Raw genomic sequence first — 14,852 nt, 5'->3', positions numbered from 1 at the left:
TGACGGCCGGCCATGACAGCAGGGCGGCAACGAACGCGCTCCTGGACGGGCTGCGGCAGCGGCGATGGCGGCCCATGGCCTGGGCCTGCTTCCTCACGCAAGCCATGCGGCGCTCGATCGGGCAAGCCCAGCGCAGACCACGTGCCCTGGGGGAAATCACCGCGCTGCATCTCGTCTTCGCTGTCGTCAGCCACCGAAAGCGTCCTTTGTGGACTATCGCGAGCTGGGCGCTGGCCGCGACTCATCTGGGCATGCTCGAACGCCGCCGGTCCATCGGCGTCGCGGGCGTCATCACCCTGACCCGCGCCAACCTGCCCGCGCTCACCACCGGATGGGCCGCCCCCGTCGCCGCACTCGCCAGCGATCTTGCCGACGGACGCATCGCCCGCCGGCTCGGTGCCCAGACCTTGTTCGGCGCGGCCGCCGACTCACTCGCCGACGCGGCCTTCTGGACCTGGTTCGCACTCCGGCACGAACCCAGTCGCGCCATGCGCACCACCGCGCTGGCGGCCTGGATGGCTCCGGTCATCACTGTCACCGCGATCAGCGTCCGCCGCGGCCGGATGATCGACGCACCCCGTCCGGTCGTCGCCCGGCCCGCGGCGACGATGCAAGCGGTGCTCACCGTCCGCGCAGTACTGCGCCGGCGTGCCGGCTACCGCGCCGGCAGGTAAACCCCGGCGGCGACCACCGCGGAAATCATCGCGGTCATGGTCCAGGCGGCCGCGAAATCACGCCGGGTCCGGGTGTTGGCCGGCTCATCTGAGCGCCCGACGCGCCGGCGCACACGTGCGTGGTGGACATCGGCAGTCCCGCGGAGCCGCCGAGCGCGACCAATACGGCCGCGGCGACATTCGCGCGAAGCCCCTCGCCATGGCGCTACGTCACGACGCCTTCGCCGAGGTGCCGGGCCACGGGATCCCGACCAGCAGCGCGCGTCGGCGGCCAGCGAAACCACCCGTACGCCCAGCAGCCGGCCGAACCGTGGCGTTCGCCACGGGATCCGCCGGTCTCGGGTCCCGGCGAGGCGTGTCACCGGGCCCGGCGCAGACGCAGCAGGGCACCGGTCAGGCGGCGCATGGCCGGTGCGTGCAGCGCCTCGCCCGCCTCGGCCACGGCCGCGTTCCAGACAGCATCAGACCAGGCCGGATAGGGGTGAATCACCGGCGCGAGGTCCCGCAACCGGCCACGGCGGGCGACGAGGCCGGCGAGTTCGGCGAGCATCTCTCCGGCGCGCGGCGCCACGATCGTCGCGCCGAGCACGCGGCCCTTGGCGTCGAGCACAACGTGGGTGAAGCCGTCAGTGTCGTCCTCGACGACCGCGCGGTCGACGTGCTCGTGCCGCAGCAACCGGACCCGAACCGCGCCACCGTGGCGGTGACGGGCCTGGGCTTCGGTGAGACCGACGTGGGCGATCTCCGGGTCGGTGAACGTCACCCACGGGATCCGGTCGTGGTCGATCCGGCGCGCCGGCACGAGCAGCGCGTTGGTGGCGGCGATGCTGCCGTGCATGCCTGCGACGTGGGTGAACGCCGGCGCGCCGGTGACATCGCCGGCCGCGTAGATACGACGGTTGCTCGTGCGCAGCTTGGCGTCCACCGCCACGTAGCCACGCTCGTCCAGCCGCACCCCGGCCCGCTCCAAACCGAGGCCGGCGGTACGGGGACGGCGACCGGTGGCCACGAGCACCCGGTCCGCGTCCAAAACGTCCAAGTCGTGGCCGCTGAGCTCCAGCCGTATCCCGTCGGCATGTCTGACGGCCTTGGTCACGGTGGTCGAGGTCAGCACGCGGACCCCGTCCGCGGACAGCGTCGCCGACAGCGCGATCGAGGCCTGGGGTTCTTCACGTGGCACGAGGCGGCCGTCGGCCTCGATGAGGGTCACGTCGGCGCCGAGCCGGGCGAAGGCCTGTCCGAGCTCACACCCGATCGGGCCGCCGCCCAGGACGACCAGCCGCTCCGGCAGTTCGGCCAGGTCCCAGACGGAGTCACTGGTCAGCGGCTCGACCTCGGCCAAGCCAGGCACCGGCGGGAGCGCCGGGGCGGAACCAGCGGCGATCAGCGCGTACCGGAACCGCAGCGACCGGCCGTCGACGCGGAGCTCCTCCGGCCCGGAGAACTGCGCGGTGCCGGCGATGACCTCGGCACCGGCCACGGCCAGCGCCCTGGGCGAGTCGACCGGCTCGATCCGCTCGATCGCCCGGCGGACATGAGTCATGACGGCGGCGAAGTCGACCCGCGGCTCAACCGGCGTGATACCGAACCGGCCCGCCGCGCGCATGGCCTGCGCGGCGCGGGCCGCGGCGATCAAAGACTTGCTCGGCACGCACCCGGTCCACAGGCAGTCACCGCCGGTGCGGTCACGCTCCACCAGGACGACCCGCGCGCCGAGCCCGCCCGCGGTCTTGGCGGCGATGATGCCCGCGGTTCCGCCGCCGACAATGGCCAGGTCATAGCCTCGCGTCACGCTGGTCCTCCCGGTTCGTGCTACGTGCTCATCGTCCAGCACACCGAAACGGCTGGCAGGGTGAGCGGGAGCTGTCAGCGACCCGACGCTCTCGTCCGCATCACCGGCACCTCGGCAATAAACTTGGAACACGCGGTTCATGGTGGAGGCGCAATGCCGACGTCAAGCGTTTCGATCCCTCGGCGGTCATCGGTGCCGTGACCCGGCTGTGGTGGCAGCCCGGCTGGGCCGACCTCGTGGACCACCGGTATCAGCCGATTCAGCCTGTATGCCACGTTCGGCCGGCTTGTCCGGACCGGTGCCTGGCCGCGCTGCGTCGCTGCCCGGCCGAGCACTCGGAATCCCGGCTCACGGCGCGGGAGACCGGCGGGCGGCTCTGCGCCGAGCAGCCCGAGCCGTCCTTTCGCCGGCACCTCCGTGTGTCTTGCCGGGCGATGATCAGGCGAAGGCGCCCAGCCAGGTGGTCACTGCGTACAACGCGGCGTAGACGCCCACCGCGATCCCGAGAACGGCGAGCAGCCGCCAGCGCCAGCGCCGTAATCCGGCGACACTGCACTGGTCGCGGCGCCGCAGGGACAGCCAGATCAGTCCGGTGAGGACGAGCAGCCCGCCGAGCCGGAACCACCACGCGTAGCCGCCGTAGAGGTTCGTCGCCCACGCCAACGCGGTTCCGGCGCCAACGACGCCGAGCAGCGCCAGCACGGTCGGGCCGACGCAGCAGAGGATGCCCGCCAGCCCGCCGGCCAGGCCGATCCGCCACACCGGCAACCGGTCGGTCCTGGCCTTGCCGGTCGGCTCCCGGTTGGACGTGCTCACGGCACCATCTCAGTCCACCGTTCCGCGGTCGGCCACGGAAATGTCAGCGAAAAGACACACGCCGGCGTTGACCAGGCGTCGACGACGACCAGCTGTCGCGGACAGAATCGCGCCCGGCAGCAACACACCGCCGGTCAACGATGCCATTGGCGGTTGAACGGGGCAAGGTCCTCCGGGAACGGAGGGATCATCAGTTGACGGCCGGTTCGGCGGTGCGAGGTGACGGGAGCTCATCTGGCCGCACCGGCCGTTCGGGCGGCGGTGCCGGGGCACGAGCACGTCCTGCTGGCGGGCGCGGCCGTGCCGCGCACCAGCGACGAAGAGTCCCGCGAGGGCGCCCGCCGGCATGACGTCCGGTCGGCGGTCACGAAACAGATCCGGCACCGGTATCGGCGCGTGTGGAACGCGGCGCGACCGCCGTGCCGCCGTCGATATCGCATCGGGCGAGGTCGAGCATGACCACGCCGGAGCACAGCTCGCACGCCTCGCTCAGCTCGCCCGGCAGCGCCTCCGGCACGGTCGTGCTCGCCGATCCAGAGGCGATCACGGCAATCGCGCCATCAGCCACCGGCGTGCCTGTCAGCAGCCTCCGTTCGCCCGAGGCGGGCGTGCGGTCGTCATGGGCCGCCCCTCCGCTCGTGTCTACGACTGTTGGGCGTACGTGTGCTCCCTGGATGGCGTGGCCTGCACCATTTGTCCGCTCGCCGAAGCCGGGAAGGTCATGGCGAGGGAACGACGACGGATTGTCGGCTGAGACCTTCGGGCTTCCCTTCGTGGCCGTCTGTCCATGGTGGGGTTCCGGCGGCGGGAAGGGCTGCTCGGCCCGGATGGCTGCCGGCGCGGAACACCGAAGCGCGGCCGTGCAGGGTCCGGCGGAGAACACGCACCCGTGCCGATGCCGGGCGAGCCGGAGCCGGACACCGCGATGGCGTAGCCGCGACCCGGCAATCGGCTGACATCACGGGGCCGCCCGCGCCAGATTTGCCGTCTTTGCTCTTATTATGCTGGTTTAACATGTCCGATTGCGGGTATGAACTACGCCGTTTGGGCGTCGGACCAAGCTGTTGTGGTCGCAGGCTCGAATACGCACTGTCCACGAAGGTCGCTCCTGCCGCCCGCAGGTCACCGCGGGGCGGTCGGGATACGCCCGACGTCGCGCAATGCCGCGTGCGCGGGCGGGATGGGAGATTCGTTCCGTGTTCGGTAAACGCTATGCCTCGGCAATGATCAACCGCAGCGCCGAGAACGACCAGGACCGCCGCCGATTCCTCAGGACCGCGGGTATGACCGGCCTTGGCGTCGTCGGTGCCGGCGCCCTCGGCGGTCTCGCCGGGACCGCGTCCGCAGCCACTGCCCGGCCCGCCGCCGCGGCCGCTTCCGGCGGCGTCAGCGACGGGGCGGTCCTCAACTTCGCGCTCAACCTCGAATACCTGGAAGCCGAGTTCTACCTGCACGCTGTCACCGGCAAGGGCCTCGCCGACTCGATGACCACCGGGACCGGCACCCGCGGCGGCGTCACCGGCGGCCGCGCCGTCCGCTTCGAGACCCGTGCCGCCCGCCAGTACGCTCAGGAGATCGCTGCCGACGAGAAGGACCACGTCCAGTTCCTGCGCTCCGCGCTCGGCGCGGCGGCGGTCAGCCGTCCGGCGATCGACCTGCAGTCCAGCTTCACCGCCGCCGCACAGGCCGCCGGCCTGGTCAAACCGGGCCGCAGCTTCGACGCGTTCGCGTGCGAGGAGAACTTCCTGCTCGCCGCGTTTCTCTTCGAAGACGTCGGCGTCACCGCCTACAAGGGCGCCGCGCCGTTGATCAGCAACAAGACGTACCTGGAGGCCGCTGCGGGCATCCTCGCCGTCGAGGCCTACCACGCCGCCAACATCCGCACCGTGCTCTACGAACGCGGCGAAGGCAAGGCCACGGTCAAGCTGTCCGACGCTCGCGACAGCCTCGACGGCCCGGCCGACGACGACCAGGGCGTGATCGACAGCCACGGCCGCGCCAACATCGTCCCGGCCGACAGCAACGGCATCGCGTTCTCCCGCAGCCCCGGCCAGGTCCTCAACATCGTCTACCTGACCCCGAAGGCCGCGACATCCGGCGGGTTCTTCCCCAAGGGCGTCAACGGCGAGGTCAACACCAGCGCCGGCCACTGACTCCTGCCACCGGCAGCGGGGCCGGACTCCACCGGACGACGTCCAGCCCCGCTGCGTTTCCCGGGCTCGGCTCGCCGCGACCGGCGACGGCCGCGGCCCGCGTGCAGTCCTCCGTCAGTTTCCCAGAATCGAAATTGCGACGAATACCCGGCATGATGACGTTTAAGCGCTGTCTGGCCGGCGTTTTTTCGTGCGCGGATATCAGTAGTACTCGGCATCCTCGGCAATTCCTGAAGCAGCGGTGCTGAATTCCTGGTGTGCGCCGTCCGATCGAGGTGCTCTTGCCGTGTCTGAAGGAAGCGGGCGCACTGCCGGGGAGTTGCCGGGCGCTGGTCGTGGATGACGAGCACCCGGCTGCACAACCGCGAGCTGCGGCGTCGGGATGCACCGGCCCGGCGCGCGACGCGGCACCTCCGGCACAGTCGGCGTCCGCAGCCACGACGTCGCCGCGGCGACGTCGCGACCAGCGGTTCCGTTCTCCCGCTGGCTGTTCGCCTCGATATGTTCGCAGGTTCCTCCCGGAAGGCTCGTCGGCGCACGCTGGCTCAGCGATTGCCCATGCGCGGCGGTTTCGCACTGTGCGGGTGGTCTGCCCGGCACGGCGACAACGCACTCTCGAACAGTCGTGCGGGTCAAGGCCGGTACTGACGACGCAGACACGAGAGCCGACGGCCGTCGCCGGGCTCCCGGCGCGGGGATAGTCCTTTATGGACAGTTCCGATCGGGAGCCGTTCGCGCCGCGGCGAGGCGTCCATTCTGGTCACTCGGGTGATAAACCCGGACACTTTCTCCGTATTGTCGCCGGCGAGACGCGCATAGTACCCGCTACTCAGCGGTAGAAAACTCGTTCGAGGAAAAGAAAAAACTTCGCTCTGCCCCCAATCCGGTGATGATTGCCGCCTCGAATATCGACTGACGGTGAAGTCCAAACTCGAAGGGGGGTGAGATAGATGGATACTTCCCTGACGGATGACACGTCGGTGCGGCACCCGCTGGCACTTCGGGTGCTCGTGGTGGCCGGCGCGTTGTTCGGATTCACTCTGCTGGCCTTGGCCGTGTCGGGGGCCGCGAACGCTTCCGAGGGTTCGCCTCCGCCGGCTCGGCCTGGCGTGCTCGACCAGGTTGGCGACACCGCGCACGACATGCTCAAGCCGGTTGGTCCGGTGCTCAAGCCGGTCACGGACACGGTGCACGCGATGACGTCGCGGGTGGCTCCGGCGGTGAAGCCGGCGACGGACGGGCTCGAGCCCGTGGTCGCCCGGCTGACCCGTCCGGTACTGCATGCGGCCGAGCCGCTGCTGGCAACCGTACGGCCGGTCACCGCGCCCGTTCTGCACGCGGTGTCTCCGGTGACCTCGCCGGTCCTGCGCGCCACGGAGCCGTTGACCGCGCCGGTGGTGCGGGCGGTCGGGGCCGAGCACGTGGTCCCGGCGGTGACCGGGCATCCGGAGGCCGTTCGGCCGGCGAAACCCGCGCCGCACGGAGACTTCGGTTCCGCGCCGGTCGCCGCGCCTGCCGGACCCGGCGGTCCGGTCGTGGTCAAGCAGACCGGCTCGCAGCGTCGTCCTGACGTACGGGCCGGGGCCGTGTCGGTTGCCCGGCATTCCGGTTCGGCACAGATCGGCGTTGCCGGTCCGCTGTCGGGATCCGGTGGCGGCGGGCTGCCCGCGGACGTCGCGGGCGTGAGCGGCGCGCTGTCCGCCGGTTCCGGTTCTCAGCGCGGCGGCGAGTTCGCCGTGACCGATGCCGGAAGCGGCATGCCCGGCACGGATCGCACGTGGCGAGCGCCGCCCGCCGGAGCGTGGTCGTTGCACTGGCTGGAGTACTACGGCAACGATCATCCGAGCTGACGTTCCCTTTCCACCCTCAAAATCCACAATGGACAGAGAGCACGGAAAGGGAAGTCATGCACAAGTACGTACGACGCGGCCTGACCGCCGCGTTCGTCTCCGGCGGGTTCCTCCTGCTGGGCAATGCGGTGGCCAATGCGGACACCGGGAACTCCGGCCCGCTGGGCGGGCTCGGCGACACGCTGCACTCCGTCGTTTCCGGTGCTGCCTCCGGCGGCAACGGCGGCGACTCGGGTTCCGGCGGGAACGCGAGCAGCGGCAACAACGCTGTCAGCGGGAACTCCGGGAGCTCGGGCAACTCCGGGTCCACCGGGCACAACAGCGCCTATGGCGTCTGCGTCCTGGCCAAGTGCAGCACCTCGGTGTCCTCGGGCAACTCCGGGAACCCCGGCTCGACCGGCTCGACCGGGAACGCCTCGAACACCAGCACCACCACCGGCGGGAATTCCGGGAACGCCGGCAACGGCGGCTCCGGGACCACGGCCGCGTCCGGCAAGAACACGGCCGGTTCGCACAACGGTCGCCACTCGTCGCGAAGCGGAATTCTGGGCTCCGTGACCGGCACGGCCAAGGGCGGCAACGGTGGCGACTCCGGCGACTCCGGCAACGCCACCAGCGGCAACAAGGCCGTCAGCGGGAACTCCGGGAACTCGGGTAACTCCGGGTCCACCGGGCACAACAGCGCCTACGGCCTGTGCGTGCTGGCCCGCTGCGACACCACGGTGACCTCGGGCGACTCCGGGAACACCGGTGCCACCGGCTCGACCGGTGACGCGACCAACACCAGCAGCACCACCGGCGGCAACTCCGGCGACGCGGGCCACGGCGGCGACGCCGCCACGACCGCGTCCGGCGAGAACTCCGCCGCGAACGACGGTGGCCACAGCTGGGGCTGGAACCGCCACAACCAGGGCAGCGGCACCACGGGCGTCCTGGGTTCGGTCACCGGCACCGCCACCGGCGGCAACGGAGGCAACTCCGGCGACGCCGGCAACGCGAACAGCACCAACGGCGCGGTGACCGGGAACTCCGGCAGCTCGGGCGACTCCGGTTCCACCGGCGGCAATTCCGCCATCGTGTGGACCGTGGGCGGCCAGGACAACCGCTGGAACCACAGCGGCGGCTGGAACAACGGCGGCTGGAACAACGGTGGCTGGGAGCACGAGAACGGCACGACCTCGCACACTGCTGTGACGTCGGGCAACTCGGGTGACACCGGCGCCACCGGGGCGACCGGTGCCGCTGGCAACCGGAGCGCCGCCACCGGCGGGAACTCCGGCGGGGCGGGCAACGGCGGCGACGCCACCGCGGTCAGCACCGGCCAGAACTCCGCCACGAACACCGGCGGGCACAGCTGGAAGCGGCACGAGCAGGGCGGCCGCACCGGAGTCCTGGGTGTCGTGACCGGCACCGCCAAGGGCGGCAACGGCGGCAACTCCGGCGACGCCGGGAACGCCACCAGCCACAACAACGCCGTGACTGGCACGTCCGGCAACTCGGGCGGCTCGGGCTCGACCGGCGGCAACACCGCCGTCACCTCGACCCGCGGGCACGAGCAGCAGGGCCGCCGCCACCACGGTGGCTGGAACCACGAGAACGGCACGAAGTCGGCCACCACGGTGACCTCGGGCAACTCAGGTGACACCGGCGCCACCGGTTCGACCGGCGACGCCTGGAACGACAGCAGCACCACCGGCGGGAACTCCGGCCGGGGCGGCAACGGCGGCAACGCCGATGTCCACGCCTCGGGCTGGAACACCGCCGCGCACGCCCCGCACACCGTCTGACGGTTCGCGGGCCGCACCAGAGCGGGGCACCGGAGGAATCCGGTGCCCCGCTCTGGTGCGCACCGGAACGTCAGCCGCCGAGCACCAGGCCGTCGCCGAGGAGACCGCCGTCGCAGTCGTCGCCGTCGTGCCAGCCGCCGTGGCCGCTGATCTGCAGGCCCAGCACAAGGCTGAGATTCAGGCCCAAGCCGTAGCGATGGTGGTGTCCGTGGCCGTTGTCGGAGGACTGTGCGACCGCGGGGGCGGGTGTGGTGGAGGCGGACGCCGCGCCGGGTGCGGCGAGCAGGAAGCCGAGTGCCGCGGCGGGCAGCGCGGCGGTCACGAGCAGGCGACGGCGGAATGTGCTCACGGTGTTCTCCTTCTCCTTGAACGGTCATCGGACACGATCCGGATGGCGAGTGGATCACCAGGAGTTCGGAGGAGCTGGGGTGGCGGACAGGCCACCGGCGCGGGACCACGCCTGTGAGTGACAACCACGAAGGCCCGTCACCACGGTGACCGAGCCTCGGCGACTGCCAAGGCGGCTGTTCAGGTGAAGGCCCGGTTTCCGGCACCCGGGAAAAAGATCGGGTACCTATTTCTATGAGTGCGCGGGAATGAGCTTGCCCATGCCGGAATGGCGACCGCGTGCCGGGGAACCTGATCGCCGCCGTATCCGTGGCGCCGAGCGGGCCGCAGCGCGGACCCGTTCCTCTCGGCGCCTGCACCGAACACCGGGGCGCGCAGCATGGCCGAGTCGGCCGGCCGGAGCCAGTTCGGCTTGGCGAAGCGGCTCCGTCCCTGGAACTGGCGCGATCCGCCAAACGACAGGGAGCGGCGATCTTCTTCGTCACCGGCAGGCCGGATGTGCTCCGTGCCCTTACCCAGGCGAATCTGGAGCGGGTCGGCTACCCCGTCGACGGTCTTTACCTGCACCCCGTCCTCGACCTCGAGCCGGTCGGCACGGTCAAGATCCGCGCCCGCACCGCGATCGAGAAAAAGGGCTACACGATCGTGGCGAACATCGGGAACCGGAACAGCGACCTGACCGGCGGCCACGCCGAACGCACCTTCAAGCTCCCCGACTACCAGGGCCTGCTCGGCTGAACCGCCACACCCCCCCCCCAGTTGCGGGTGGCTCTTGAAGTCCGTGAGGGACTCCTTGAGGGAATCAGATTCCCTCAAGGAGTCCCTCACGGACCACTACCCGGCTTCCGCTCCCGGGTCCACGGCACAGCCTTACAGTAAGTTCCGTCGAGGACGCTGCGGGAGCGAAACCGCGGACCGCAGGTCGGCCTTGCGGATCTTGCCGGTCGGTCCTTTCGGCAGCTGATCGACAATCCGGACTTCGCGGGGGCATTTGTAGCCCGCGAGCCGTTTCCTGGCGAAGCCGATGAGGTCGCCGGCGTCCAGGTGCTTTCCCGGTTTGCTCGCGACGACCGCGACGATCTCCTCTCCGAGCCGGGGATCGGGCCTGCCGATCACCGCGGCCTCCGCGACGGCCGGATGCGTGTACAGCACCTCCTCGACCTCGCGGGGATACACGTTGTAGCCGCCTCGGATGATGAGGTCCTTCTTGCGGTCCACGACGAAGAGGTACCCGTCCGCGTCGCGGTAACCGAGATCGCCGGTGCGCAGCCAGCCGTCCCGGATCGCCTCGGCGGTGTCGCCCGGACACCGGTAGTAGCCCTTCATGACGTTGTGCCCGCGGATGACGATCTCCCCGACGTGCTCGGAACCGGGCGGCAGCTCCCGGTCGTCCTGGTCGAGCACCGCGACCTCGACGCCCCAGATGGGTTTACCGACCGAACCGATCTTTCGTTGTGCGGCACTGATGTTGAAAGTGGCGGCGGAGGCGGTTTCGGAAAGGCCGTAGCCTTCGAGAATCGCGACCCCGGGAACCCGCGCCTCGAAAGCGCGGAGGATCTCTTCGGGGATCGCCGCTCCGCCCGAGTTCGCCGCCCGCAGCGACGAGAGGTCCCGGTCGGTCAGTTCTTCCCGCACCAGCGCGAAGAACATCGTCGGAACACCGGCGAACACGGTGCACCGGTGCTTCTCGATCGCGTCCAGCACGGCCGCGGCGTCGAACTTCGGGACCAGCACGAGGGTGGCGCCGAACCGGACCACGGTGTTGAGCACGCTCGACAGCCCGAACACGTGGAACAGCGGCAGGACGCCCACCGTGACGTCACGCTGGGTGTAACCGAGCAGTTCGCCCGCCACTGTGCAGTTCATGTACAGCTGGAAGTGGGTGAGTTCGGCGCCCTTCGGCGTGCCGGTGGTGCCGCTGGTGTACAGCAGCACCGCCGTGTCGTCGGCGCCGGTGGGAGTCGTGTCGACGCGGCCGGGTCCACGCAGCAGCGCTTCGAACGGCTGCGTGCCCGGCGGCGGGGCTTCGGCTCCGGTGGCTCCGACGACATAGCACCGAACGCCGGAAACCTCTGTCGCGGCGGCCGTTACCTCGGCCGCCGTAGCCGCGGAGGTGACCATCAGCTCGGCCTCGCTGTCGGCGAGATGATAGGCGATCTCGGCTGCGCGCAGGGCCGGATTGAGCGGCACCAGCACCAGGCCGGCTTTGAGCACTCCGAAATACGTCAGCACGAATTCCGCCACGTTGGGCAGGTGCACGGCCACCTTGGCGCCGGGGGCAAGGCCCAGCGCGCGAAGGCTGGCCGCTATCCGTCCGCTGGCCTCGTCGACCTGGCGGTAGGTGAACGGCTCGCCGCCCGTTTCCAGCAGCGGCTTGTCCGGGCAGGCCGCGGCGGATTCGCGCAGCATCGTGGCGAGGTTGATTCCCATGCGCGGTTCAGTCGAACAGGTCCGGCTGTTCGGCGACGATCTGGTCCCAGAGCGGCCGGAGCTGGAACCAGCCCGCCAGCGGGCTGCCGGTCTGCTCGCGGACGAGCATGGCTGTTTCGTGATCGATCGGCTGCGGCGTCCCCGCCGCCATGGCGAGCAGTTGCGCCTGGCAGGACCGTTCCATCGTGATGAACCACCACGCCGCCTCGGCGACGGTGTGCCCGACGGTGAGAATGCCGTGATTGGCGAGGATGACGGCCTTGTGCGGGCCGAGTGCCTTGCCGATCCGCTCGCCTTCCTCGGTTTCGTTGACCACGCCGCGGAAATCCTCGTACAGGCCGTGATCCTCGTAGAACGCGCAGGAGTCCTGCGTGATCGGGTCCAGCCGGTGGCGAAGGCTCGCGAATGCCTTGCCGTGCAAGGAATGCGCATGCGCCGCCGCGATCACGTCCGGGCGTGCCTTGTGCACTTCGGAATGGATGCAGAAGGCGGCTCGGTTCACCGGAAGCCTGCCCTCGACGACCCGGCCGGCATGGTCGACCAGGATCAGGTCGGACACCGAGATCTGGGCGAAGTTCACGCCGAACGGGTTGACCCAGAACCATTCCGGGTTCTCCGGGTCGCGCGCGGTGATGTGCCCGGCCACGCCTTCGGAGAAGCCGAACTTGCCGAACAGCCGGAACGCGGCGGCCAGTTCTTGCTTGCGGTGCAGCCGTTCCTCTTCGATCGTGGCGAAGACGGGCGGACCGGGGAGCTCGACGCCGTCCGGTGCCGGACCGGCGGCCGTTCGGGTGGAGTCAGGAATTGTCGCGGCCACGGAAATCACTCCCGGAGGTCGAGGAAGATGCATATGCGTATCGGATACAACTATGTATCGTCGCCGCTTCCGGCGCGCGTGTCAACCGCGGCCGGGCACGTCTGCCGGGGCGTTGCGCGGCTTGACAATCGCTGTGACGGCGTTCACGATACGTTTTCGCATTGGATACAAGGTTGTATCTGGAGTGTCGCGCCGAGGCGCGCGCACCGGGCTGGATCGAGTCACCGGGAAGGTGCCATGGATACCCAGGCTGTGAGATCCCCATCGACCGGCCGGCCGAAGCGCTCCGGCGGGCTGGCGTTGCTGTTTCCCCTGCTGTTTCTGGGAAACGTCGCGGTTTACGAGTTTCTCACCGGCACCGGAACGCTGGCGGCCTTCGAGGTCGGCCAACTCGGTGGACCTGGCGCGTGGGGAGTGGTCGCGACGTTCGCCGGGCTGAGCGCCGCGCTCGGCCCGCCGGTGAGCGGTGCGCTGTCCGACCGGACCCGCTCACGGTTCGGCCGGCGGAATCCGTGGCTGCTCGGCACTTCGCTCGCCACGCTGATTTCAGTGCTGCTCCTGACCGGCGCCCCGACGAGTGTGGTGCTGATCGGCATCGGGTATTGCGTGGCGCAGACGTTCGCCTACGGCTTCCACGCGATCTTGACCGTCATCGTGCCGGACCGGGTGCCGCGCGAAAAGCGTGGCACCGCTTCGGCGGTGTCGGCGGCCGGTCTCGCGGTGGGGACGGTCGCGGGAACCCAAGTGGCCGCGGCGCTTTCCAGCAGCTCCGCCTATCTGACGCTGGGCGCCGCCGTGGTCGTCGGGGCCGTTCTGCTGGTCGCCTTCACCCGGGATCCGCGTCCCGAGCCCCGGCTTGCCGAGGCACCGGCGGTCACCGCGGCGGCGCGGGGTCCGGTCCGGCGGGCGGCTGGGTTCTTCTCCGCGCTGGCCGAGCACGACTTCCGGTGGGTGTTCGTCGGGCGGACGCTGATGTCGCTGTGCTATTTCATGGTGACCGCGTTCATCGTTTTCGTTCTCAGCGACTACATCGTGCTGCCGGCCGGGATGCCGGTGCTGTCGGCGGTAGCCGCGGTGACGCTGATCGACACCGGCGCCGCTGCGCTCGCGGCCTTGGCCGGGGGCTGGCTGTCGGATCGACTGCAACGGTGCAAGGTGTTCGTTTTCGCCTCCAGCGCACTGTTCGGGCTGAGCCTGCTGATCCCGGTGCTGACCCGCAGTTGGCACCTGTACCTGGTCACCGCGCTGCTGCATGGCATCGCCTACGGGACCTACCTCGCGGTGGACACCTCGCTGGCCACCCTCGTCCTGGCCAAGGCGCGCGATTTCGGCCGGGATCTCGGCATCATCAACCTCGCCCAGGCCATCCCGCAGATCGCGGCACCCGCCGTGGCGGCGGGAATTGTGGCACTCGGCGGCTACCGGTTGTTGTTCGGAGCCGCGATCGCGGTCGGCTTGCTCGCCGCCGCGTCAGTGCTTCCGATTCGATCGGTCCGCTGAGGGCTACGGCCGGGCGGTTCGCGCCGCGGACCGCCGGGGCCGTTTGGGCGTCTCGTGCGACACCGCGGTGAACAGCGGCTCGAGGAAGGTGCGCTCCAGCGTGCCGAGCGGCAGTTTCGCGGGTTCGACCAGGCTCTGCATCATCCCGCCCTCGTGCACGGCGGTCAGCAGCCTGGCGAGCAGGTCGGGGTCGACGTCCGGTTTCCGGCCCGCGCGCTTGAAGAAGTCCCGCAGGAACGGGGTGATCTTCTCCCGCAGTTCTCGGTCGTGCGCGGCCAGTTTCTCGGCGGTCTCCGGATTGCGGATCGCGTACAGCGAGAACTCGGCGGAGATCAGGAACCAGTGCTGCTCGTCCTTTTCCTGCTGGAAAAGCCCCTCGAACAAGGCCGCCAGCGGGTCGTCCGAGTCTTCGACCCCGGCCAGCGCGTCGGCCCAGAAGGCGACGACCCGGTCGGCGTGACTGTCGAAAAGCCGGAAGAACAGCTCTTCCTTGTTCGCGAAGTTCGAGTAGAACGCGCCCCTGGTGAGCCCGGCGCGATCACAGATGTCCTCGATCGACGCGCCGTAGAAGCCGCGTTCGGCGAATACCTCGAACGCGGCGTCGATCAGCGCGGCAGTGGTCCGCGGCCGCCGTTTGGTGGTGCCCCTTGGCATGGCTCGCTCCCCGATCGGATCACGGCCGACG

Annotated in this window: 13 protein-coding genes; 6 read left to right on the top strand and 7 right to left on the bottom strand. The window is 70.0% G+C overall.

Going from position 1 to position 14,852, the window contains the following annotated elements; all coding sequences use genetic code 11:
- Positions 1-74: 74 nt before the first annotated feature.
- The gene (locus ACFORO_RS10070) at positions 75-674 is read left to right on the top strand and encodes a CDP-alcohol phosphatidyltransferase family protein (protein WP_377868422.1); all 600 of its coding nucleotides are present in this window, start codon (positions 75-77) and stop codon (positions 672-674) included.
- 358 nt (positions 675-1,032) lie between these two features.
- Here the strand turns inward: ACFORO_RS10070 and ACFORO_RS10065 are convergent, their stop codons facing one another.
- From ACFORO_RS10065 to ACFORO_RS10055, 3 genes are all read right to left on the bottom strand, one after another.
- Complete coding sequence (locus ACFORO_RS10065) at positions 1,033-2,466, bottom strand: dihydrolipoyl dehydrogenase family protein (RefSeq protein ID WP_377868421.1); 1,434 nt, start codon at positions 2,464-2,466, stop codon at positions 1,033-1,035.
- 438 nt (positions 2,467-2,904) lie between these two features.
- Positions 2,905-3,282: a hypothetical protein gene (locus ACFORO_RS10060; RefSeq protein ID WP_377868420.1), complete on the bottom strand. Its 378-nt coding sequence runs from the start codon at positions 3,280-3,282 to the stop codon at positions 2,905-2,907.
- A 364-nt stretch (positions 3,283-3,646) separates the two neighbouring features.
- The gene (locus ACFORO_RS10055) at positions 3,647-3,829 is read right to left on the bottom strand and encodes a hypothetical protein (RefSeq protein ID WP_377868419.1); all 183 of its coding nucleotides are present in this window, start codon (positions 3,827-3,829) and stop codon (positions 3,647-3,649) included.
- A 649-nt stretch (positions 3,830-4,478) separates the two neighbouring features.
- On the opposite strand from ACFORO_RS10055, the gene ACFORO_RS10050 reads away from it, so the two are divergent.
- The 3 genes from ACFORO_RS10050 (at position 4,479) to ACFORO_RS10040 (ending at position 9,072) form a co-directional block, all read left to right on the top strand.
- Positions 4,479-5,435 (top strand): ferritin-like domain-containing protein, encoded by a 957-nt coding sequence (locus ACFORO_RS10050; protein ID WP_377868418.1) that lies wholly within the window; start codon positions 4,479-4,481, stop codon positions 5,433-5,435.
- A 950-nt stretch (positions 5,436-6,385) separates the two neighbouring features.
- A complete protein-coding gene (locus tag ACFORO_RS10045; protein WP_377868417.1) occupies positions 6,386-7,285 on the top strand; it encodes a hypothetical protein in 900 nt (299 codons plus the stop codon).
- A 56-nt stretch (positions 7,286-7,341) separates the two neighbouring features.
- Entirely contained in the window at positions 7,342-9,072 is a 1,731-nt protein-coding gene (locus ACFORO_RS10040) for a hypothetical protein (protein WP_377868416.1), read from the top strand.
- A gap of 70 nt (positions 9,073-9,142) precedes the next feature.
- Here ACFORO_RS10040 and ACFORO_RS10035 read toward each other — a convergent pair whose 3' ends face one another.
- Positions 9,143-9,421 (bottom strand): hypothetical protein, encoded by a 279-nt coding sequence (locus ACFORO_RS10035; protein WP_377868415.1) that lies wholly within the window; start codon positions 9,419-9,421, stop codon positions 9,143-9,145.
- Between the two features lie 278 nt (positions 9,422-9,699).
- Between ACFORO_RS10035 and ACFORO_RS10030 the strand changes: the two genes are divergently transcribed.
- Positions 9,700-10,158: an HAD family acid phosphatase gene (locus tag ACFORO_RS10030; RefSeq protein ID WP_377868414.1), complete on the top strand. Its 459-nt coding sequence runs from the start codon at positions 9,700-9,702 to the stop codon at positions 10,156-10,158.
- Between the two features lie 132 nt (positions 10,159-10,290).
- Here ACFORO_RS10030 and ACFORO_RS10025 read toward each other — a convergent pair whose 3' ends face one another.
- Together ACFORO_RS10025 and ACFORO_RS10020 are read right to left on the bottom strand one after the other, a co-directional pair.
- Positions 10,291-11,850, bottom strand: coding sequence for a long-chain-fatty-acid--CoA ligase (locus ACFORO_RS10025; RefSeq protein ID WP_377868413.1), 1,560 nt, complete (start codon positions 11,848-11,850; stop codon positions 10,291-10,293).
- Between the two features lie 7 nt (positions 11,851-11,857).
- Positions 11,858-12,676, bottom strand: coding sequence for a class II aldolase/adducin family protein (locus tag ACFORO_RS10020; RefSeq protein ID WP_377868412.1), 819 nt, complete (start codon positions 12,674-12,676; stop codon positions 11,858-11,860).
- A 243-nt stretch (positions 12,677-12,919) separates the two neighbouring features.
- Between ACFORO_RS10020 and ACFORO_RS10015 the strand changes: the two genes are divergently transcribed.
- Positions 12,920-14,167, top strand: coding sequence for an MFS transporter (locus tag ACFORO_RS10015; RefSeq protein WP_377868411.1), 1,248 nt, complete (start codon positions 12,920-12,922; stop codon positions 14,165-14,167).
- Between the two features lie 3 nt (positions 14,168-14,170).
- On the opposite strand, the gene ACFORO_RS10010 is transcribed toward ACFORO_RS10015, so the two are convergent.
- On the bottom strand, positions 14,171-14,821 hold the full coding sequence (locus ACFORO_RS10010) for a TetR/AcrR family transcriptional regulator (protein ID WP_377868410.1): 651 nt from the start codon (positions 14,819-14,821) through the stop codon (positions 14,171-14,173).
- Positions 14,822-14,852 lie beyond the last annotated feature (31 nt).

This window comes from Amycolatopsis halotolerans, assembly GCF_042647905.1.
Classification (GTDB): Bacteria; Actinomycetota; Actinomycetes; order Mycobacteriales; family Pseudonocardiaceae; genus Amycolatopsis; species Amycolatopsis halotolerans.
Note: the sequence above shows the minus strand (reverse complement) of the source record. Positions and strands in the feature narration are given on the sequence as shown.